Raw genomic sequence first — 20,478 nt, 5'->3', positions numbered from 1 at the left:
GCGTTGTCGCGTGCAGCCTCTATCAGGTCAGGATCGTGCTCGTCCTACTTGTTGTTGTTCAGCAGCGCGATCGGGCCAAGCACGGAGTCAATCGGGAACGCCAGCGCCAGCGGCAGCACGAGAGCCAGGACAGCGGCGATGATGCCGAGAATGACGCCAATCGGAGCGTCGGAGGAGGAAGAAGCGGAGCTTTGCTCCTCGGTCGGCTTCTGCTCCTCGGTCGGCTTCTCTTCCGGAGCCGGCTTCTGCTCCTCGGTCGGCTTCTCTTCCGGAGCCGGCTTTTCAGCCTCGGCAACAGTTACCGGCAAGGACACCTTGGTGCCTTTGTCGGTGGTGATCTCCAGGGTCTGCTCGCCGGACACGCCCGCCGGGATCTCCAGCTCAATCTTTGCGCGGCCCTGCTCGCCTAAGCCCTTGTCGGCGTCGGTGACCGCGTTGTCGACGTCGGCGGTAGCCGTTGCCTCGCCCACCTTCGCGGTGACGGTCTCAGCCTGCGCCTCGCCCTCGGAGGAGTAGCTCAGGGAGGTCAGCTCGATGGTGTTCTTCTGGCCAGCCTTCAGACCGCCCTCCGGGAGCACCACGCCGACGTCCTTTTGGCCCTCACGGACCTGGGCGTCGCCGGTCTGCAGGTAGTCCACAAATGCCTGCAGATCGTTGTAGCCCACATCGTTGCGGTCGCGGACTTCGTCAGCGTTGATCAGGGCGTCGCCACCGTCGAGCAGGAAGGTCGACGCTGCAACGGTGTAGTCCTTCTCCGGATCCACGGACTCGCCGTTGATCTGGATGTCCAGGATGCGGTTGCCACGCTCAGCGTTCGGGTTGTACGTGTAGGACACGTTGTCGGACAGGCCCATGTCCAGACGCGGGCGACCCGACTTTGCTGCAACCTCCGGGGTCTGCCACTGATTCTCCAACGCTTCCTTGATGGCGGCGCCGGACAGCTTGGCAACAGCGATGTTGTTGCCGAACGGCTGGACGGTGGCGGCCTGTTCGTAGGTCACATCGCCCTTGGTCAGGTCCGCACGAACACCGCCGGCGTTCATCACACCGAAGTCGATCTCGGTGTCGAGGAATGCGGAAAGCGCAGCGACGGCGGACTGCGCCAGCATGTTGTTCGCGGTGGACTCGGTGCCGCGGTTGGAGCCTGGCTTATCCTCCGGATTGGAGCCACGCTTGAAGTCGGCGGCGATGTTGGCGACGACCTTCTGGCCGAGCTCGCTGGCAATCTTGTCTGCCTCTGCAACGATCTTCTCAACCTCGGCATCAGGGGTGATGCCGAGCTCCTCGAGCTGCGACGCCTCGATCTGGCGACCGTCGACCTCGACGAGCTTCTTCTCGGCCTTATCGTAGGTGAAAGCAATATCGGTGACGACCTTGCCGTACTCGTGGGACTGCGCGTACGGAACCTTGCCGTCGCGGTCGAGCTCCAGGCGCTTGATGTGGTCATCGCCACCGAATACGAAATCGACGTACTTCGCGTCGAGCTTCGGTGCGCTGGTGTGGGCCGGATCGTGAATCAGAGCGATGACGAGGTCAGCCTTGCCGGACTCCTTGAGCTTCTTGGCCTCGACGTTGACCTGCTCGGCGGAATCCGTGAACTTCACACCCGCAACGTTGGCCGGGCTGGACTTTTCCGGGGTGAGGTTGGAGGTCGTGCCCACCAGGGCAACCTTCACGCCCTCCTTCTCCACGATGGTGTACGGCTTCACCGGTTGCTCGCCATCAACGAAGATGTTCGCGCCGAGCTGCTTGTCATTGGTGCCCGGAACGATGCGGTCGATCAGGTCCTGGTAGCCCTTATCGAACTCGTGGTTGCCCACAGCGGAGCCGTCGGTGCCGATGGCTTTGATGAAGTCCATCGTGTACTTGTCGTCGGAGATGAAGGAAACGAACGCCGAGCCACCCTGGTTGTCACCGGAGGTGGTGACGATGGTGTTCGGGTTCTGCTCACGCAGGTAGTTCATGATGCCCGCGACATTGGCGGCACCCATCTCGTCGCCGGCCTTCGGGGTGATTTCCTTGACTTCCTTGCCATTCTCGTCGAGGACCGGGTTGCCTGCGGCGTCCTTCACCGTGGTCGTGGACGGGTTGTACTTCAGGCGACCGTGGAAGTCGGTGATGTTGGCAACGTTGATGGTGACCTGGTCAGCCTCAGCTGCTGCAGCGAACGGTGCTGCGGTGAGCACCACAGCGGTCGTGGTGGTTGCGGCGATCAGGGCGCCAGCGCGACGGAAATCAAACACGGGAGACTCCTCGGTGTCGGGGGATGGTGTCCTTCCCTTTTATCCCTGATTCCTCCACTCCGCAGCGCAACTTCCCGCCACTCGCCGGTCTGCGCTGGGAAAATAACCTCGCGTCCACCAACATTTCATCTATTGGACACCTTAAGGTCGGCTCAGAGGAGGGTGAGGGCAACCTTTGGCCGTCGTTAGGCAGTCACGCGATAGACGTCGAAGACTCCCTCGATGTTGCGGATCTGGTTCATGATGGAACCGAGCTGCTTGATGTCGGAGACCTCGATGGTCAAACGGATCGTGGCGATGCGGTCGTCGCCCGCCTGGGACGACATTGCCAAAATTGGCAGTTTCGCCTCCGAGAGCACCCCGGTGGTCTCCGTGAGCAGGCCGTTGCGGTCCAGCGCCTCCAGCTGGATGGTGGCTCGCGACGCGCTCTTGTGCGAGCGTTGGTTCGCCCACTCGACGTCCACCAGGCGCTCCGGCTCGTCCTTGAGCTTGTTGGCGTTCGTGCAATCCGTGCGGTGCACCGACACTCCCCCGCCGCGGGTGACAAAACCGAAGATGGCGTCGCCGGGCACCGGCTGGCAGCACTTGGCCAGCTTCGCCATCACATCCGGGCTGCCCTCTACCAGAATCGCGGGGCCGTCGCCGCTGGTCTGCGGGCGCACCAAAGCCGACATCGGCGTGCGCGCGGTAAGCGCATCGACGGCGTCGTCGTCGCCGCCGAACATGTCCATGAGCAAGTGCGCGACGTGCTGGGAAGAGACGTTGCCGGCACCGATAGCGGTGTACAGCGCGTCCACGTCCTGGTAGTGCAGACGCGTCGCCACCTGCCGCATGGACTCATTGGTGAACAGGCGGTGCATGGGCAACCCGCCACGCTGCACTTCCGCCGCGAGCGCGTCGCGCCCGGCCTCGAGCTGTTCTTCGCGCCGCTCCTTGGCAAACCACTGGCGGATCTTCGCTTTCGCCCGCGGGGACACGACGAAGTCCTGCCAGTCCCTCGACGGCCCCGCGCTCTGGTCCTTGGAGGTGAAAATCTCCACCCGGTCGCCGGACTTGAGCTCGGTTTCCAGCGTGACCAGCTTGCCGTTGACTTTGGCGCCGATGCAGCGGTGGCCGACCTCGGTGTGCACCGCGTACGCGAAGTCCACCGGCGTGGACCCCGCAGGCAGGTCCACCACGTCGCCCTTCGGGGTGAAGGCGAAGATCTGCTGGCTGGTCAGGTCGTAGCGCAGAGAATCCAGAAACTCGTTCGGGTCCGCGGCTTCCTTCTGCCAGTCAAGCAGCTGGCGCATCCACGCCATCTGGTCCACCTCGGACTGGTCGCCCTTGTGCGAGCCCTTCGTCTCCTTGTAGCGCCAGTGCGCGGCTACGCCGAATTCAGCGTTGTAGTGCATCTCGTGGGTGCGCACCTGCACCTCGAGCGGGCGGCCCGTCTGCGTCATCACGGTCGTGTGCAGCGACTGGTACACACCGAAGCGCGGGTTGGAGATGTAGTCCTTGAACCGGCCCGGCATCACGGAGTACAGGGAGTGGACCACGCCGATTGCCGCGTAGCAGTCGTTGACGGTGTCCACCAGCACGCGCATGCCCACGAGGTCAAAGATCTCGTTGAAGTCGTGGCCCCGCACGGACATCTTCTGGTAGATGGACCAGTAGTGCTTCGGGCGGCCCATCACCTCGGCTGTGATGCCGTTGGATGCGAGCTCGCGCTGCAGCACCTCGGTGATCTCCCGCAGCGCCCTGTCGCGGGACGGCGCGTGGTCGGCGACCATGCGCACGATCTCCTCGTACTTCTTCGGCTGCAGGATGGCGAAGGCGAGGTCTTCCAGTTCCCATTTCACGCTGGCCATGCCCAAGCGGTGTGCCAGCGGGGCGATGACGTCAAGTGTTTCCTGCGCCTTCTTCGCCTGCTTCTCCGGAGGCAAAAAGCGCATCGTGCGCATGTTGTGCAGGCGGTCCGCCACCTTGATCACCAGCACGCGCGGATCTTCCGCCATAGCGACGATCATTTTGCGGATCGTCTCCGCCTCGGCCGCCGCGCCGAGGGCGACCTTGTCCAGCTTGGTTACGCCGTTGACCAGCTTGGCTACCTCGGGCCCGAAGTCGCGGGTGAGGTCGTCGAGCGAATAGTCGGTGTCCTCCACGGTGTCGTGCAGCAGCGCCGCCACGAGCGTGGTGGTGTCCATGCCGATCTCGGCGCAGATGGTCGCCACCGCCAACGGGTGGGTGATGTATGGATCGCCGGATTTGCGGAAGACGCCTTCATGCAGACGCTCCGCAGTGGAGTAGGCGCGGTCGAGCAGTTCCGCGTCGGCCTTGGGGTGGAACTTGCGGTGCAACGACAGCAGCGGATCGAGCACAGGGTTGGTTTTGGAGCGGCTGTTGCCGGTCAGCGACCGTGCCAGGCGGGCGGACATGCTGCGCACGGAGGGGCCTGTCCTCTTCACCGGCTTGTCGGTCATCTCCAGCCTCCGATCCCAGGAACTACTCCAGCGACTAAAGCCGTAATACTACGCTTCCTCGGGGTGCTCTTCGCCGAGGACCACCAGCGGAGCGTCGCCAAGCTTGGCTCGCCCTCCAAGCCCCGGGACCTCGAGCACGACCACGTAACCGGCGACAGAACCGCCGGCCCGCTCAATTAGGTCGCGGGCAGCGACGAGGGTGCCGCCGGTGGCGAGCACGTCGTCCACAAGCACGATGCGTTTGCCGGTGATGTCCATGCCGTCCGCCGGAATCTCCAGTGCGGCCGAGCTGTACTCGGTGGTGTACTCCTGCGTGATCACCGGCGGCGGGAGCTTACCCTTCTTGCGGATCGCCAGAATGCCGGTACCGAGCTCGTACGCCACAGCAGAGCCGAGCAGGAAACCGCGGGCGTCTAAGCCGCCGACGAGGTCTGCGCCGAGCTTGCGGCTGGCGGTGGCCATTTCCGCGATGACGATGTTGAGCGCCGCCGGGTCCGCGAGCACCGGGGTGAGATCCTCAAACAGTACGCCCTTCTCCGGGAAGTCCTGCACTTGGCGGATCTTGTCCTTCAGCGCGTCTCGGGCGGTGGCGTAGCGGTTGCCGTCGATAGGTGTGGGGGCCATTGGTTGAATTCTCCTGTTATTTTTCGGCCGGGGTTGTCTCTGAATTCAGCTGCCACCGGTCCATGTTCCAGCCGATGCCGGCAAGACCCGTGTACGGCACCACGTTACGCACTGCGCCGTCCACCGCGAAGGTGCGGGGCTGTGCGGCCAACGGAATGGACGGCAGCTGCTTCCACAGGTGACCTTCCTGTGCGCGCAGGGCGCCGAGTTCCTGGGCGCGGTTGTTGGCGGACGGGAACTCCCGCATGGGGTCGGTGGCATGCAAGATCACGTCGGCCGCGCCTTCGGTCCAGGTCTCGTTGCCCCATTCGTCGTACTCCGCCCGCGGCAGGTCCGCGAGCGTTTTTCCGCCCTCTGTCACGTCCGTGACAGTGATGCCGGCGGGCTCGCACGTGCGGCGGATGGATTCCACCATCGCGGCAAACCGCTTATCCGGGTAGGGGTAGCCGATGCGAATCTCTGTGCCCGAAAGCGCAGACGCGGCTTCGATGTCCACGTCGAGATTGGGGGCTGCGACGTCGTTGAGGCGCGCCGCCAGTGGGTCAGCGTGCTGCAGCACGTGCAGCGGTGCGACGGGCACGTCGAGGCCGGCGACACCGCTGGATGCCTTAGCGACGGCACGCGGGTCCACGCACTTGGCAAACGCCTGGCGGTTCTCGGGGATCGCCCACATGCCGATCTCCGGGAACGTCAACGCCTCAGTCAGCTCGCCGATCTGGGTGTCAACGCTGAGCCGGTTGCCTTCGGCGTTGACGTTGTGCCATGCCGGGGAGGTCTCGCGCAGATCGCCGATGCGCAGCGCCTCGTCCGCCGCCAGCTCTCCGGAGTCTGCGGACCCGGGCCAGACAACCATTTCTGAAGTCTGCGGCGCGTCGCCGTAGTAGTGCTCGTTGGCGACTAGCGTTACCTCACCGCGCTCTCCTACCTCAGCGATCTTGAAGGGGCCGAAGGACACCTGCAGATCGGGGTCGAACTCGGAGAGGCTGAAGCCGTGGCGCCACACATTGGCAATTGGTTTGAGCAGGGAGAAATCGCCAGACTGCAAGTCGTGGTCCAGCTCCTCAACGCTCTTGTCCAGCTTCGCGGCCACGGCGTGGGCTGGCAGCACCGTGCCGGCGTCGAACAATCCGCGCCAGCGTGCGCCCCGCTTCTCTTTGAACGTCAAAGTGAATTCTTTGGCGCCTGGGGTGCACGACAGCGCTTCCGTGTCGTCGAAAAGCGGCATGTGCGATCCGAACATGCCCGGATAATGCCCGGCTGTGAACGTGAGCAAGTAGTCGGAACAAGTCACCGGCGTGCCGTCGGAAAAGACCGCGGCGTCGGACAAGGTGTAGATCACCTTGCGCTGATCGCTCGGCAGCACCTGGGTGGTGACCAAATCCGTGTTCGGGATCATCTGCCCGCTCGGGCCCGGCACGTACACACCCGGGTACAAACGACCAGATAGCACCTCAGCCATGTCGGTGGCGCCCTCGAGCGTGCCGGCATTTGTGGTGCGCAGTTCACCGAGCACCTGGTAGCCGAACAGCTTCTTCGACTGGTTGTCGTCGTTGTCTGCCGTGCCGCACCCTGCGAGCGAGGCATAACCGATCGCCGCGGCGGCAACCGCGGCTAGTCCCCGTATGAAACGTCCTGCCATGTGCGTGCCGCCGTCTACCGCCCGGGACGCCAGGTTGCGGATCCGGCGGTACCGTCAGTTGCGGCGTCGGTGCGCCGCACTGGCGTGGCCACCTGGCGCTTCTCGTGGGCGACCTCCTCGGTCGTCTCCTCCTCCAGCTCGCTGGTTCCGCGGGCGCGGTAGCGCTCCACTGCGGCGTTGTGCTCCTTGTACTTCTTCTTCCGGTTCACCAGGCTCACCAGCAGCGGCGTAGCCAGGAACAGCGAGGAGAAGATGCCCTCGATCACGCCGATGAGCTGGATCAGCGCCAGGTCCTTCAGCGTGCCCACGCCAAGCATCCACACCGCCACGACCATCAGCGCCACGATCGGCAGCGCCGAGATCACGGAGGTGGAGATGGAACGCATCACCGTCTGGTTCACGGCCAGGTTTGCCTCTTCGGCGTAGGTGGAGCGCCGCGAATCTAGCACGCCCGAGGTGTTCTCGCGCACCTTGTCAAACACGATGACGGTGTCGTACAGGGAGAAGGTCAGCACCGTGAGCAGGCCGATGATCATCGCCGGCGTGACTTCTAGGCCGAACAGGGCGTAGAAGCCGGCGATCAGGACACCGTCCACGACGAGCGCGGCCATGGCGGCGGCCGCCATTTCACGCTGCAGGCGGACAGCCACGTACACGGCAGCGGCGACCATGAACACCGCCATCGCCAGCAGCATGCGGTTCGTAATGGTTGAACCCCAAGACTCCGACACCGTGGAGTCGCCGATGGCGTCGGCGCTGGGCTCGCCGGTGTGGTCTTCAACCTGGTACTCGTCGAAGATTGCCTGGCGTGCGGCGTCGATCTGTTCCTGGCTGAGGTGCTCGGAGTTGATCTCCAGGGTGCGTGTGTCGCCGGCGCCCACGATCTGGGTCAGTTCCGGAGTTACGCCAGTGGCGTCGACGAAGGTCTCCTCCACTTGCTCAGCGACGAGGTCGCCGGCCGGCATGGTCATCTTGGTGCCGCCTTCGAAGTCGATGCCCATGTTGAATCCGCGCAGCAGCATTGCCAGCAGCGAAATCACCAAAAGCACGAACGTGATGCCGTACCAGAGCTTGCGGCGTCCCACGAAGTCGATGGCGCCGGAGCCGTCGTAGAGCGTCTCCGCGGAGCGCTTCGCCTTCACTGGGGCGGCGGTGCCCGCCGCGTCAGTGGAGGTGTGTGTCGATGTTGCCTTGGTGCTCGACATGTCTAGATCTCCTCATTCGTTGCGGCCGGTTCGAGCTCATGCTTTTCGACGCCATCCTGCTCCCCGACGCCACGGGTTTCCGCACGCCGTGCTTCTGCAGTCTTGAACGCCTTGCCCATGCCGTTGACGGACGGCTTGGACCAGAACTTGCTGCGCGACGCGATGATCAGCAGCGGCGCGGTGACAAGGAAGGTCACGACCAGGTCGAAGACGGTGGTCAGACCCATGGTGAAGGCGAAGCCCTTCACGTCGCCGACAGCCAGGAAGTAGATGATGACCGCGGCGATCAATGTGACCATGTTGCCGGTGACGACCGTGTCCTTCGCGCGCTGCCAACCGGATGCGGAGGCGGAGCGGAACGTCTTGCCCTTGCGCACCTCATCCTTAATGCGCTCGTAGATGACGATGAACGAGTCGGCGGTTGCGCCGATGCCGATGACAAGGCCGGCGATGCCGGACAGGTCCAGCGAGTAGCCGATCCAGCGGCCCAGCAGCACCAGCGTGCCGTAGACGAGCGCGCCTGAGGCAACCAGCGAGGCCAGCGAAATCAGGCCGTAGAGGCGGTAGTAGGCGAAGACAAACAGTGCGACCAGGATCAGGCCCACCAGGCCGGCGTAGAGGCCGGCCTTCAGGGACGCCTGGCCCAGTGACGGCGGCACGGAAAGCGCGGTGCCGCCGGGCTCTCCGTTCTCGCCGGCAAAGGACAGCGGCAGTGCACCGTAGCGCAGGTTGTTTGCCAAGCCCTCAGCTTCCTCCTGAGTAAAGTTGCCCGTGATAGAGGTAGCGGAGCCCACCGGGGTGGGGCCCTGGATCACCGGAGCGGAGATCACCTGGGAGTCCAAGGTGATGGCGATCTGCTTCTGCAGCATCTCGCTGGTCAGGTGCGCCCACGTCTCGGAGCCGTTGGGCTCGCCCGCCTGGCTGAAGGCGAAGCTGATTTCCATTTGGCTGGACTGCGGGTTGAAGCCGCCGGTGATCGCGCGGTTGGTGTCGATCTGCTCGCCGGTCAGGCGAGGTCCGTCCGGATCGGTGACACCGTCGAGCAAGGGAACCTCGTCGAGAAGCAGCGCCTGGCCCGAAGTCGGGTCACAGGAAACGAGCGGAAGGTCCGCCTTGTCGGAACCGGCGAGCGGGTCGGTGATCTGGCCCATGCAGCGCGCGGACATGAGTGTCAGGGCCGCGAACTGCTCCGTCGGATCAGTGGACTGGCGGGTGCGGCGCAGCATGTCCGTCGTTTCCTGGCGGCGCTCCGCCGCCTCCACCGGGCCGTCCGGCTCCGGCAGCGGCTCGGCGCTCAGCTGCGGGACATCCTTCGGCGCGGCAGGCTCTTCCTCTTCCTTCGGCGCGGCGTCCTTGCCCTCACCGTTTGGATCCTGCGGATTCTCGGCAGCCTTTTCGTTCTCCTTCTCCGCCGCCTCCTTGCGGGCCGCGATCTGGGTGAGCACTGCCTGGCCCTCTTGCGGGGTGAAAATGCCGTACTCGACCCACTCGTTGGTCATGTCCAGGATGACATCGTCGACCTTTGTGCTGTCCGCCGCCGGCGGGTCGAGCACCGGACGGAAGAACAGCTGGGAAGTCTGGCCGATGTTGCGGATCTCAGCGGTGTCGTCGCCGGCTGCCTCGATGACAATCGTGTTGCCGTCCACGACCACGGACGCGCCGGAGACACCCATGCCGTTGACACGGTTTTCAAGGATCTTGCGGGCGTCCTGCAACTGCTCGTTGGTCGGTTCCTCGCCCTGCGGGACAAGGGTCACGCGCGTGCCGCCCTGCAGGTCGATGCCGAGCTTCGGCTCAGCGGATTTGCTTCCGGTGAAAAAGACTAGGGCGTAGACGCCGATGACAATGAGGGCGAAAAGCGCGAGTAGCCGGGCAGGCCAGCGCTTCTTCCCCTTCACTTCGCGGGACCGCCGAGTGCTGTTGGACACTGAGCTGACTCCTCTGCTTTCCGAGCTCCAATTTTTCTCCTCCACCTGCCCCAAAACACCCATGAAGCGGTATGAGTGAACAGCGTGCCGGTGAAGACACAACGGAACATGCTACGGCATAGCCCCGCAAAACCAGCAGTCCGGTCCGTGTCAGCCTTAATAGAGCGACATTTGGCCCGGTGCGTCCGGCGGCGCCTGCAGCCCCAGGTGCTCCCACGCCGCCGCCGTGGCCACCCGCCCACGCCCGGTGCGCGACATCAGGCCGGCGCGCACGAGGTAGGGCTCGCACACCTCTTCAATAGTGCCCGGCTCCTCACCGACCGCGATGGCGAGCGTGCCCACTCCCACCGGTCCCCCGCCGTGACCGCGGATCAGCGCGTCCAGCACCGCCCTATCCAGCCGGTCAAGGCCGAGCTCGTCCACGTCGAACACGCTCAGCGCCGAGCGCGCGGCACCAAGGTCGACATGGCCGTCGCCGTGCACATCCGCGAAATCGCGCACGCGCCGCAGCAGACGGTTAGCGATGCGCGGGGTGCCGCGGGAGCGCGAGGCAATCTCCACCGCGGCATCGGTGTCTATGCCGACCCCCAAGATTTGCGCGGCGCGGCTGACCACCTTGGTCAGGTCCTCCACGTCGTAGAACTCCATTTGCGCGGTAAAGCCGAAGCGGTCACGCAAAGGACCGGTGAGCATGCCGGCGCGGGTGGTGGCGCCGACGAGGGTAAACGGCGGGATCTCCAGCGGGATCGACGTCGCACCGGGGCCTTTGCCCACGATGACGTCGATGCGGAAATCCTCCATCGCCATGTAGAGCATTTCCTCAGCCGGGCGGGCGATGCGGTGGATTTCATCGATGAAAAGCACGTCGCCTTCCATCAGATTGGACAGCATCGCCGCGAGGTCACCCGCCCGCTCGAGGGCCGGGCCAGATGTCATCCGCAGGGAGGTGCCCAGCTCTTGCGCGACGATCATGGCCATGGTGGTCTTGCCCAGCCCGGGCGGGCCGGACAGCAGGATGTGGTCCGGGGTCACACCGCGGCTTCGCGCGCCCGCGAGCACGAGGTTGAGCTGCTCGCGCACCTTTGGCTGGCCGATAAATTCGTTGATCGACTTTGGGCGCAGCGAACGCTCAATGTCGTGCTCGTCTGCTTGCGCATGCGCGTCTACTGGCGACGGCGGCTTCGCCGCGAACCCGTCCGGCAGTTCAAACTCTGTCTTTTCCACGTCGGACACGGCTGCCTCCCTACTTCTTGCCCAGCTGGCTCAGCGCCTGGCGCAGCAACGCGGACGCGTCTTCGTCCGGGTTCTCCTGCACCAGCGCATCCACCACCGGCCTTGCCGATCGCTCCTGGAAGCCCAGCCCGACGAGAGCCTCGACCACCTGCTCGGAGACCAGCGAAGTGCCCTTTGCGGCAGTGGCGGGTCCGCCGGCAGCTGCAGCGTCGCCCACCGGCACGAAAGCCTCCACCTTGTCCTTGAGCTCTAGGGCAATGCGCTCCGCCATCTTCTTGCCCACACCGGGGATGGATTGAATCGCCTTCACGTCCCCGGACGCGATATGGGAGGACAACTCCCCCGGTTCGAAGACAGAAAGGGTGGCAAGTGCAAGCTTCGGGCCCAGCCCGGAGACGGTCTGCAGCTTGTGGAACATCTCGCGGGTGTCCGTGTCGCCGAAGCCGTAGAGGGTCACACCGTCGTCCTTGACCACCATGGACGTCATCACCCGGCATGTCTCGCCCCGGGTGAGACGGCCCAGCGTCTGGGGTGCGGCCAAGAAGCGGTAGCCCACGCCGGAGCACTCGATCACTGCGTGGTCGAGCCCGATGGTGAGCACTTCGCCGTTGAGAGAATCAATCATTGGTTCGCCGCTTTCATGGTCAACTGGTTGGTTCGTGCGATCAAGGGGGCGCGCCAGCAATGACACACCGCGATGGCCAGTGCGTCTGCCGCATCCGCGGGTTTCGGTGCCTCGGACAGTCCGAGAATGCGGGTGATCATCGCAGTCATCTGCTTCTTGTCCGCCCTGCCGTTGCCGGAGATGGCTTTCTTTACCTCGGACGGGGTGTACATGTGCACCGGGATCCCGCGCTCCGCGGCGGCGAGCACCATCACGCCCACAGCGTGGGCGGTGTGCATGACCGTGGAGACGTTCCCCCGCTCGAAAATGCGCTCCATGGCGATGACGTCTGGCTGGTAGTCGTCGATCCATTCGCCTACGGCGCGGGAGAGGCGCAAAAGACGCTCCGCGAGTTCCGCGGTAGACGGGGTGCGCACGACGCCGACGGCGACGGGGATGATTTGGCGGCCACGTCCCGCCTGCACCACGGAAAGACCGCACCGCGTCAAGCCAGGGTCGATGCCCATGACCCGCAGACCCTCCAGCGACATTGCCTCTCCTTTCCGCACATGTGACACATATGTTCTACCACAGTAGACACAGCAAACGCCCGCGCCACAGTCAGCGGCACGGGCGTTTACGCGAATCGGATCTAGTCCTCGAGCTGCGCGGCCACTTCGTCGGAGATGCTCATGTTGGTGTAGACATTTTGCACATCGTCGGAGTCTTCGAGGGCGTCGATGATGCGCATCATCTTCTTCGCGCTCTCAGCGTCAACCTCGACCTCAACGTCGGCACGGAACTCCTGCCCGGCGTCTTCGATCTCAATGCCCTCGCCGCCGAGCGCCTCGCGCACCGCCGGCAGGTCGGTCGGCTTGCAGGTGATCTCGAATTCATCGCCGAGGTCGTTGACTTCCTCAGCTCCGGCGTCGAGCACCGCCATGAGCACGTCGTCCTCGCTGAGCTCACCCTTCTGGATGGTCACCACACCAGTGCGCTCGAACATGTAGCCGACAGAACCGGACTCGCCCAGGTTGCCGCCGTTCTTGGTCATAGCGGTGCGCACCTCGGTGGCCGCTCGGTTGCGGTTGTCCGTTAGGCACTCGATGAGCACGGCGACGCCGTTGACGCCGTACCCCTCGTACATCACGGTCTCCCAGTTCGCGCCGCCGGCTTCCTCACCGGAGCCGCGCTTGCGGGCGCGCTCGATGTTGTCGCCCGGCACCGAGGCCTTCTTGGCCTTGCGGATCATGTCGTCCAAGGTGGGGTTCGCAGCCGGGTCGCCGCCGCCGGTTCGTGCTGCGACCTCGATGTCCTTAATCATCTTCGCCCACAACTTCGACCGCTTCGCGTCGTTTGCGGCCTTCTTGTGCTTCGTGGTTGCCCACTTTGAGTGGCCCGACATAACGCACCCCTTTTCCTCGGTTGACGTGTAACAGACGGCATTATACGCACCGCCTCAATCAAGCTCTTACCGGTCACCTCGCGCAAACTGTGGCAATGCCGCCGTGCCTCCGAGACGCAAGATGCTTACCGACGGCCGAAGGCGCAGCGCACGCGTATCCGCCACAGCGTCGTCGTAGAACCGCGTCGCCAGCTCAACCCGGATGTCCGCGTCACTGAGCGCGCCCGGCGCCTCCTTGCCTGCGATCCGCTCGGCCACCTGGGCCGAGAGTTGCTCCTCCTGCGTAAGACGTGTGTGTATGTCCTGCGGTGTCATCCTGACGTGCTCCGCATCTTCCACGGCGGAACGAAGCTCGGGGTAAATGGCAGCGATGACAGCGCAGCGCCGGTCCAGCGCCGCCTGCAAGGCGTCGCGCGAACGGTCGAGCCGGATGTGCAGCCGGTTGAGCCGCTGCGCCGTGTTGTAGGCCCACGCAGCCAGCAGCGTCACCACCACCGCCACGGCGATCCACACCAAAGTCATAGCCATCCTTCCACCCCGACCTTCTCCCCGATCGACACAGCCTCGTACACCGCCAGCACCTGACGTGCCACAACGGACCAGTCGAAGTCTTCGGCCCGCCTCACGCCGCGGGTGGCGAGGTCGGCGCGGAGCGGGGCGTCGTCGATAAGCAACTGCAACTGCTGCGCGAGCGCCGACGCATCGCCGGGAGGAAACAACACCCCCGAACCCTCGCCGCAGACCGCGGCGAACGCCGGAATGTCGCTGGCCACGACGGCGCAGCCGGCGGCCATCGCCTCCACGAGCACGATCCCGAAGGATTCACCGCCGAGGTTCGGCGCGACGAATATGTCCGCGCGACCGAGGATCTCCGCCTTCTCCGCCTCGGAGACCAGGCCCGTAAATTCGACGCCCTCGACCTCGCGGGGCGCGCCAGCTCCAATAACCGTGACCCGGGGCTTTTGCGGAAGCTGGTCCACAGCCTGCAAAAACACCTCCAGGCCCTTGCGGGGCTCGTCCAATCGCCCCAGGAAGACCACTTCTGGCCTTGCCTGGTTTCCCGAAACGCGCCGCGCCGCCGCAAACCGGGCGGTGTCCACGCCGTTGGGGATGATCACGGGGTCGGTGCCCACCTGCTGCGACTGCCAGCGCCACGCCTCCTCGCTGACCGCAATACCGGCTCGGATCTTTTCCAGACTGCCGCGCAGCGCGGGCAACGCAAGTTTGAGTGCGTACGAGGAATCCGCCGAGGCGTGGTACGTGGCCACGATCGGGCCGGTGGCCATGCGCAGCGCGGCCATGGAGTAGCTCGGCGAGTTCGGCTCATGCACGTGCAGGATGTCGAAGTTTCCGCGCTCGACGAACTGGCGCGTGGTGCGGCGCACCTGAGGGCCGAAGGACAGCCGCGCGACCGAGCCGTTGTAGCGCACCGGCACGGCGATACCGCCGCGGGTCACCCACTCCGGAAGGTCGACGCTGTCGGAGGCCGGTCCGAGTACCTCGGTGTGGTGGCCCATTGTGCGCAGCTGGGCGGCAAGGTCAAGCACGTGGGCTTGAACGCCGCCCGGCACGTTGAAGGAATACGGGCACACCAGACCAATCCGCACCTCGGCTACCTCCTCCGTTTGGGATGCTCGCGCGACCGCCGCTCCAGCTCCCTGCGACGGCTCGGCTGCGGCCTGTCTGAGGGCCATAACGGCTGCAGCATATGCCAGTCCGTCGGATGGGCGGCGATGTTTTCTGCAAACTGGTCGGCCACCCGCTGCGCCGTGTCCTCGAGCGTTGCCGCCTCCACCGGGGCGGAGATACTGAAGCCCCAGCCGGGATTGCGCCACGTGCCCGTGAACCAGGAGTGGGCCACAAGCAGTGTCGCGCCGGTGTCCCGCGCTAGCTTGGCCGGGCCCGCCGGAAAAGTCGTTTCCTCGCCGAAGAACGTCACCGGCACCCCGTGGCGCGAGAAGTCCCGCTCCCCCAGCAGGCACACGATCCCGTCGTCTAACAGCACTTCCTTCAGCCGCTCGAACGGGGGCTGCTCGCCCCCTGTCAGCGGCACCACCTCGAAGCCGAGCGACTCCCGGAACTTAACGAAGGCGTCAAACAGCGCTTCGGGCTCGAGCCGTTCGGCGACGGTGGTGAACCCTCCATAGTTTTCAGCCAGCCACGTTCCCGCCATGTCCCAGTTGCCGGTGTGCGGCAGCGTGAGCACGACGCCTTTGACGCGCGCCACGGCGGCGTCGAGGTGTTCGCGGCCGACCACCCCGGCAGAAAGCGCAGCGTTCAACCCCGGGTCGCCCACCATTCGCGGCAGGCGGAAGGCCTCCAGCCAGTAGCGCGCGTAGGAGCGCGTAGCGTCGCGCACCAACTCCCGCGTGACGTTTTCCGGCCCCACCACGCGGGTGAGGTTGCGCCGCAGCATCTCCATGCCCGCGCCGTCGCCAGAGGCCCGGTCAGCGGCCCACTGCGCGGCCCGCGCGGTCAGTCGCTGCGGAAGCGCGCCGACGATTATCCAGCCGGCGATGTAGCCCGCGGCGACAATTCGCTCCCGCACGGAAGCCATTTACGCTCCCGCCGGCGGCGCAATCTTCGCGTCCGCTCCCCTGTCGCGCCCGGCGAACATCAGGCGCTGGACCACAGTGATCACGGACCCGATCAGCAGGATCCACAGCGAAACCACCACGGCGTTTGGCACGCCGAAGCCTTCCAGCGCGATGCCGCCGAGGCCCAGGATCAACCGTTCAGGGCGTTCGATCAGGCCTCCGACGATCTTCAACCCGCCTGCCTCGCCGCGCGCCTTGATGTAACTGATGGTCTGCGAGAGCACGATGACCGCCAGGCACACCGCCACATTGACGGGCGCGGCGTCCGCGACGTAGATCAGCCACATCGCGATCGCGCCGAACAGCGCGCCGTCGGTAAGCCTGTCGCAGCTCGCGTCTAGCGTCGCACCGAATGCGGTGCCCCCGCCGCGCAGTCTGGCCATCGTGCCGTCGACCATGTCGAAGGCGGCGAAGAGCAGGCTGAGCACCGCCGCCCACACCAGGTGGCCGGTGGGGATGAGCACCATCGCTGTCAGCATGGTCAGCACGGTGCCCGCAACAGTTGTTGCGTTCGGCGTCAGTCCGATCTTCAGCAGCCCCTTCGCCACCGGCTCAACCACCACAGCGGCGGGTTTGCGTCCATGCACGCTAAGCATCGCGTTCACCTGCTTCCATCTCGTGGACTTCGCGCCAGCCTTCGGCAAGCAGCGCCCGTGTTTCCCGCAGCAGCTGCGGCAGCACCTTGGTGCCGCCGATGACGGTCATGAAGTTCGCGTCGCCCGCCCAGCGCGGCACCACGTGCAGGTGCAGGTGGTCGCCCACCGACCCGCCCGAGGCCTTGCCCAGGTTGAGCCCGACGTTGATCGCCTCCGGCTTGGACACTCGCTTGAGTGTTTTCACCGCGTGCTTCGCAAACGCCATCAGCTCGGCTGTCTCCGCGTCGGTGAGCGCTTCAAGCTCGGCGACCTTGCGGTACGGCACCACCATCAGGTGCCCGGCGTTGTACGGGTACAGGTTGCACACCGCGTACACCGTCTCCCCGCGCGCGACGATCAGGCCGTCCTCGTCGCTCATCTCCGGGATGTCGAGGAAGGGATCGCCTTTGCTTCTCGACGATCCTTCGGCCTCCCCCGTCTCCTCCCCCGCCGGCATCTGGGTGATGTAGCTGGAGCGGTACGGCGCCCACAGACGGGCAAGACGGTCCGGGTCGCCCACGCCGGTATCGACGTAGGTCTCCCCGTTAGTTGCCGGCTGCAACGGTGTCCTCGCTCGGTTGGTCGTTGCGCTTGGCGGTGATCCAGTCCGTGATCAGCTCGACCGCGCGATCGACCGGCACGCCGTTGATCTGGCTGCCGTCGAGGAAGCGGAAGCTCACCGCGTTCGCCTCCACGTCGCGCTCGCCGGCGAGGAGCATGAACGGCACCTTGGAGGTGGTGTGGGTGCGGATCTTCTTCTGCATGCGGTCGTCCGAGTGGTCCACCTCGGCGCGGATGCCGCGCTCGCGCAGAGCACCGATGACACCGTCGAGGTGGTCGGCAAACGCGTCAGCCACCGGGATGCCCACCACCTGGTGCGGGGCCAGCCATGCTGGGAAAGCGCCGGCGTAGTGCTCGAGCAACACGCCGAAGAAGCGCTCGATGGAGCCGAAGAGTGCGCGGTGGATCATCACCGGGCGCTTCTTCGAGCCGTCCGAGGCGGTGTACGTCAGGTCGAAGCGCTCGGGCAGGTTGAAGTCCAGCTGCACCGTGGACATCTGCCAGGTGCGGCCGATGGCGTCGCGCGCCTGCACGGAAATCTTCGGGCCGTAGAACGCGGCGCCCGCCGGGTCCGGAACGAGCTCCAGGCCGGACTTCTTCGCCACGGATTCCAGGATGCTGGTGGAGCGCTCCCAGATCTCGTCGTCGCCGATGTACTTGTTCGGGTCCTTGGTGGAAAGCTCCAGGTAGAAGTCGTCCAGTCCGTAGTCCTGCAGCAGGGAGATGATGAACTCCAGCACGCTGGTCAGCTCTTCTTCGAGCTGCTCCTCGGTGCAGTAAATGTGGGCGTCGTCCTGCGTGAAGCCGCGGGCGCGGGTCAGGCCGTGGACCACACCGGACTTCTCGTAGCGGTAGACGGTGCCGAACTCGAACAGGCGCAGCGGCAGCTCGCGGTAAGAACGCCCGCGCGAGTCGAAGATGAGGTTGTGCATCGGGCAGTTCATCGGCTTGGTGTAGTAGTCCACCGGCTGCTTGGTCACGTTGCCGTCTTCGTCGACCTCTCCGTCGAGCTTCATCGGCGGGAACATGCCGTCGGCGTACCAGTCCAGGTGGCCCGACTTCTTAAACAGGTCGCCCTTGGTCACGTGGGGGGTGTTGACAAAGGAGTAGCCGGCGGCGACGTGGCGCTCGCGCGAGTGCTGCTCCATGGTCATGCGCACGATGCCGCCGTCCGGGTGGAACACCGGCAGGCCGGAACCGACCTCGTCCGGGAAGGAGAACAGGTCCAGCTCGTTGCCCAGGCGGCGGTGGTCGCGCTTTTCCGCCTCCTCGAGCATGGTCATGTACTCTTCGAGCTTTTCCTTGGACTCCCAAGCGGTGCCGTAGACGCGCTGCAGGCCGGCGTTGTTCTGGTCGCCGCGCCAATAGGCGGCGGACGAGCGGGTCAGCGCGAACGCCGGGATGTACTTCGTGGTGGGCACGTGCGGGCCGCGGCACAGGTCGTGCCACTCCACCTCGTTCGTACGCGGGTTGACGTTGTCGTAGTGCGTCAGCTCTCCGGCGCCGACCTCGGTGGCCTCGTCGGAGTCAGGGTCGACGTTGCCCTTGTCGTTGATCAGCTCGAGCTTGTACGGCTCGTCCTTGAGGTCTTCCGCGGCCTCCTCCGCGGAGGCGTAGACGCCGCGGACGAACTTCTGGCCCTGCTTGATGATCTTCTTCATCCGCTTTTCCAGCGTCTTCAGATCCTCGGGCGTGAACGGCTCCGCAACATCGAAGTCGTAGTAGAAGCCGTCGTTGATGGCCGGGCCGATGCCCAGCTTGGTGCCGGGGAACTCGGCCTGCACGGCCTGGGCGAGCACGTGGGCGCAGGAGTGGCGGATCACGGAGCGGCCGAGCTCAGTGTTTGCCGGCACCGGCGTGAACGTCGCGGTGGCCTCGGGGACGTGCGAGAGGTCTTTCAGCTCGCCCGCTTCGTCCTGGACGCACACGACGGCGTCCTCCCCCTTGTTCGGCAGGTTCAGCTCCCGCATGGCGGCGCCGACGGCGGTGCCGGCGGGAACCTCGAACGGTGCGAACTCGACTGCTGCTTCGGTAGACATATCTGTCGTGCGCTCCTTTGCGCGTCACTGGGCTGCGTCATACCTGGACGCCGCCCATCTTCTACGTTCTCTCCCGACGGCGCAGGTGGCGCGCCGGACGCCAGGGATTCTACCCCCGGGCGCCGGAAAGCACTGTTTCGCCCCAGAACGCGTCGCCGCTTGCCTCACCACCGGGCTCCCGTGTGCCCGGCGGGATCCAGTACACCGCGGATCCGATGTGCGTGGTCCATTCGTTGAGCCGGTCCACCTCCAAAAGCCGTTGCAGCACGGGGGTGAACTGCACGTCCGGGTCCTTTTGGTAGGCCAAGAAGACCAGGCCTGCGTCAGACAGCTCGCCGGGCGCCGGCGGCAGCGAGTAGTTGTACGGCCTGCGCAAGAACTTCTGCTCCGGGTGGTCCGCAGGCGGCATGGCGCGCGCCATGTGGGAGTTCTTGTCGATGACGGGCAGCCCGTATTCGTCCAACGCGTCCATGTCCGGCGCATCGAACTCGTCCTCGCCGGTCAGCGGAGCGCCGTCGGAAAGCTTTCGCCCCACGGCAACCTCGCGGGAGGTGCGGTCCAGCCGCTCCCAGTCGTCGAGGTCCATCGCGATGCGGCGCACCACGAGCGACGACGAGCCGTCGTCCGCGAACACCTGCTCGGCGTAGTCCTCGTCCGAGCGCGGGTTGACCGTGCCGTCCACCTGGCCGAAGAGGTTGCGCGGCGTCTGGCCTTTGGGGATGGAGCCGAACGCGTGCATGAACCCCTGCTGCAGCCAGGCGGTTTCCACGTAGTCCATGCCGGCGCGTGACATGTGGCGCAGCGCCCAGGCGCACATCACCGGGTCGTCGGAGCAGATCTGCAGCACCAGATCGGTCTGGCCCCATTCCGACCGCAGCTCTTCGCGCGGCATCGCGGGGATGTCGTGCAGCCACTTTGGCTTGGCTTCCGGCGCCGCAAGATCAAAAATGCGCTCGCCGAACCCGCAGGTGATGGTGAGGTTGGCGGGCCACTGCACCATCTCCGGCTCCAGGCTGGACAGCGGGTTGCGGCCGGCGGTCAGCTCGCGGGCGTCCTCCGTCCACAGGCGCATCAGCCTGACGACGCCCGCAGCGTCCACCCCATCCCTGAGGTTGAACCCGACCAGGTTGAGCGACGCCTGCGTCGGCGTCTGGATGCCAGCCTGGTGGGCACCGTCGAAGGCGACGGACGCCTCCGTCAACGGTTCGGTGTTCGGCTCGGAGTTGCTCGGCTCGTCGTCGCAAGCTGCAAGCAGCATGCCTGTCGACGCCACCCCGGCCACCCCCGCCGAACCCGCCAGAAA

17 protein-coding genes are annotated in these 20,478 nt (G+C 65.4%); all 17 read right to left on the bottom strand.

Features of this window, described 5'->3' with window-relative positions:
* Positions 1 to 44 precede the first annotated feature (44 nt).
* Entirely contained in the window at positions 45 to 2,243 is a 2,199-nt protein-coding gene (locus MHY23_RS03145) for a bifunctional UDP-sugar hydrolase/5'-nucleotidase (protein WP_239306394.1), read from the bottom strand.
* Positions 2,244 to 2,428: 185 nt separating this feature from the next.
* Positions 2,429 to 4,705, bottom strand: a complete 2,277-nt coding sequence (locus MHY23_RS03140) for a bifunctional (p)ppGpp synthetase/guanosine-3',5'-bis(diphosphate) 3'-pyrophosphohydrolase (RefSeq protein ID WP_239306393.1) — start codon at positions 4,703 to 4,705, stop codon at positions 2,429 to 2,431.
* 48 nt (positions 4,706 to 4,753) lie between these two features.
* Positions 4,754 to 5,329 carry an adenine phosphoribosyltransferase gene (locus MHY23_RS03135; protein WP_239306392.1) on the bottom strand — a complete coding sequence of 192 codons (576 nt, stop codon included), beginning with the start codon at positions 5,327 to 5,329 and terminating at the stop codon, positions 4,754 to 4,756.
* A gap of 16 nt (positions 5,330 to 5,345) precedes the next feature.
* A complete protein-coding gene (locus MHY23_RS03130) occupies positions 5,346 to 6,968 on the bottom strand; it encodes an ABC transporter substrate-binding protein (RefSeq protein ID WP_239306391.1) in 1,623 nt (540 codons plus the stop codon).
* 14 nt (positions 6,969 to 6,982) lie between these two features.
* Entirely contained in the window at positions 6,983 to 8,173 is a 1,191-nt protein-coding gene (gene secF, locus MHY23_RS03125) for a protein translocase subunit SecF (protein ID WP_239306390.1), read from the bottom strand.
* 2 nt (positions 8,174 to 8,175) lie between these two features.
* Positions 8,176 to 10,101, bottom strand: coding sequence for a protein translocase subunit SecD (gene secD / locus MHY23_RS03120; RefSeq protein ID WP_239306389.1), 1,926 nt, complete (start codon positions 10,099 to 10,101; stop codon positions 8,176 to 8,178).
* Between the two features lie 156 nt (positions 10,102 to 10,257).
* Positions 10,258 to 11,334, bottom strand: a complete 1,077-nt coding sequence (ruvB, locus tag MHY23_RS03115) for a Holliday junction branch migration DNA helicase RuvB (protein WP_181888534.1) — start codon at positions 11,332 to 11,334, stop codon at positions 10,258 to 10,260.
* 10 nt (positions 11,335 to 11,344) lie between these two features.
* The gene (ruvA, locus tag MHY23_RS03110) at positions 11,345 to 11,959 is read right to left on the bottom strand and encodes a Holliday junction branch migration protein RuvA (protein ID WP_239306388.1); all 615 of its coding nucleotides are present in this window, start codon (positions 11,957 to 11,959) and stop codon (positions 11,345 to 11,347) included.
* Complete coding sequence (gene ruvC, locus MHY23_RS03105; protein WP_181888536.1) at positions 11,956 to 12,489, bottom strand: crossover junction endodeoxyribonuclease RuvC; 534 nt, start codon at positions 12,487 to 12,489, stop codon at positions 11,956 to 11,958. Before ruvC ends, ruvA begins: the two co-directional genes overlap by 4 nt.
* Before the next feature lie 101 nt (positions 12,490 to 12,590).
* Positions 12,591 to 13,343: a YebC/PmpR family DNA-binding transcriptional regulator gene (locus tag MHY23_RS03100; RefSeq protein WP_181888537.1), complete on the bottom strand. Its 753-nt coding sequence runs from the start codon at positions 13,341 to 13,343 to the stop codon at positions 12,591 to 12,593.
* Positions 13,344 to 13,409: 66 nt separating this feature from the next.
* On the bottom strand, positions 13,410 to 13,865 hold the full coding sequence (locus MHY23_RS03095) for a hypothetical protein (RefSeq protein WP_239306387.1): 456 nt from the start codon (positions 13,863 to 13,865) through the stop codon (positions 13,410 to 13,412).
* Positions 13,862 to 14,950 carry a glycosyltransferase family 4 protein gene (locus MHY23_RS03090; protein WP_239306447.1) on the bottom strand — a complete coding sequence of 363 codons (1,089 nt, stop codon included), beginning with the start codon at positions 14,948 to 14,950 and terminating at the stop codon, positions 13,862 to 13,864. The genes MHY23_RS03095 and MHY23_RS03090 overlap by 4 nt, the downstream gene beginning before the upstream one ends.
* Positions 14,951 to 14,955: 5 nt before the next feature.
* Entirely contained in the window at positions 14,956 to 15,900 is a 945-nt protein-coding gene (locus MHY23_RS03085) for a phosphatidylinositol mannoside acyltransferase (protein WP_239306386.1), read from the bottom strand.
* The gene (gene pgsA / locus MHY23_RS03080) at positions 15,901 to 16,536 is read right to left on the bottom strand and encodes a phosphatidylinositol phosphate synthase (protein ID WP_239306385.1); all 636 of its coding nucleotides are present in this window, start codon (positions 16,534 to 16,536) and stop codon (positions 15,901 to 15,903) included. It abuts the gene before it with no gap.
* A complete protein-coding gene (locus MHY23_RS03075; protein WP_239306384.1) occupies positions 16,529 to 17,137 on the bottom strand; it encodes an HIT domain-containing protein in 609 nt (202 codons plus the stop codon). The genes pgsA and MHY23_RS03075 overlap by 8 nt, the downstream gene beginning before the upstream one ends.
* A complete protein-coding gene (gene thrS, locus MHY23_RS03070; protein WP_239306383.1) occupies positions 17,121 to 19,175 on the bottom strand; it encodes a threonine--tRNA ligase in 2,055 nt (684 codons plus the stop codon). The genes MHY23_RS03075 and thrS overlap by 17 nt, the downstream gene beginning before the upstream one ends.
* 109 nt (positions 19,176 to 19,284) lie before the next feature.
* Positions 19,285 to 20,478: Dyp-type peroxidase (locus MHY23_RS03065; protein WP_239306382.1), on the bottom strand; the 1,194-nt coding region annotated here is incomplete at its 5' end.

This window comes from Corynebacterium sp. ACRQP, from assembly GCF_022345915.1.
GTDB lineage: Bacteria > Actinomycetota > Actinomycetes > Mycobacteriales > Mycobacteriaceae > Corynebacterium > Corynebacterium lehmanniae.
This window is presented reverse-complemented; position numbering and strand designations above follow the sequence as displayed.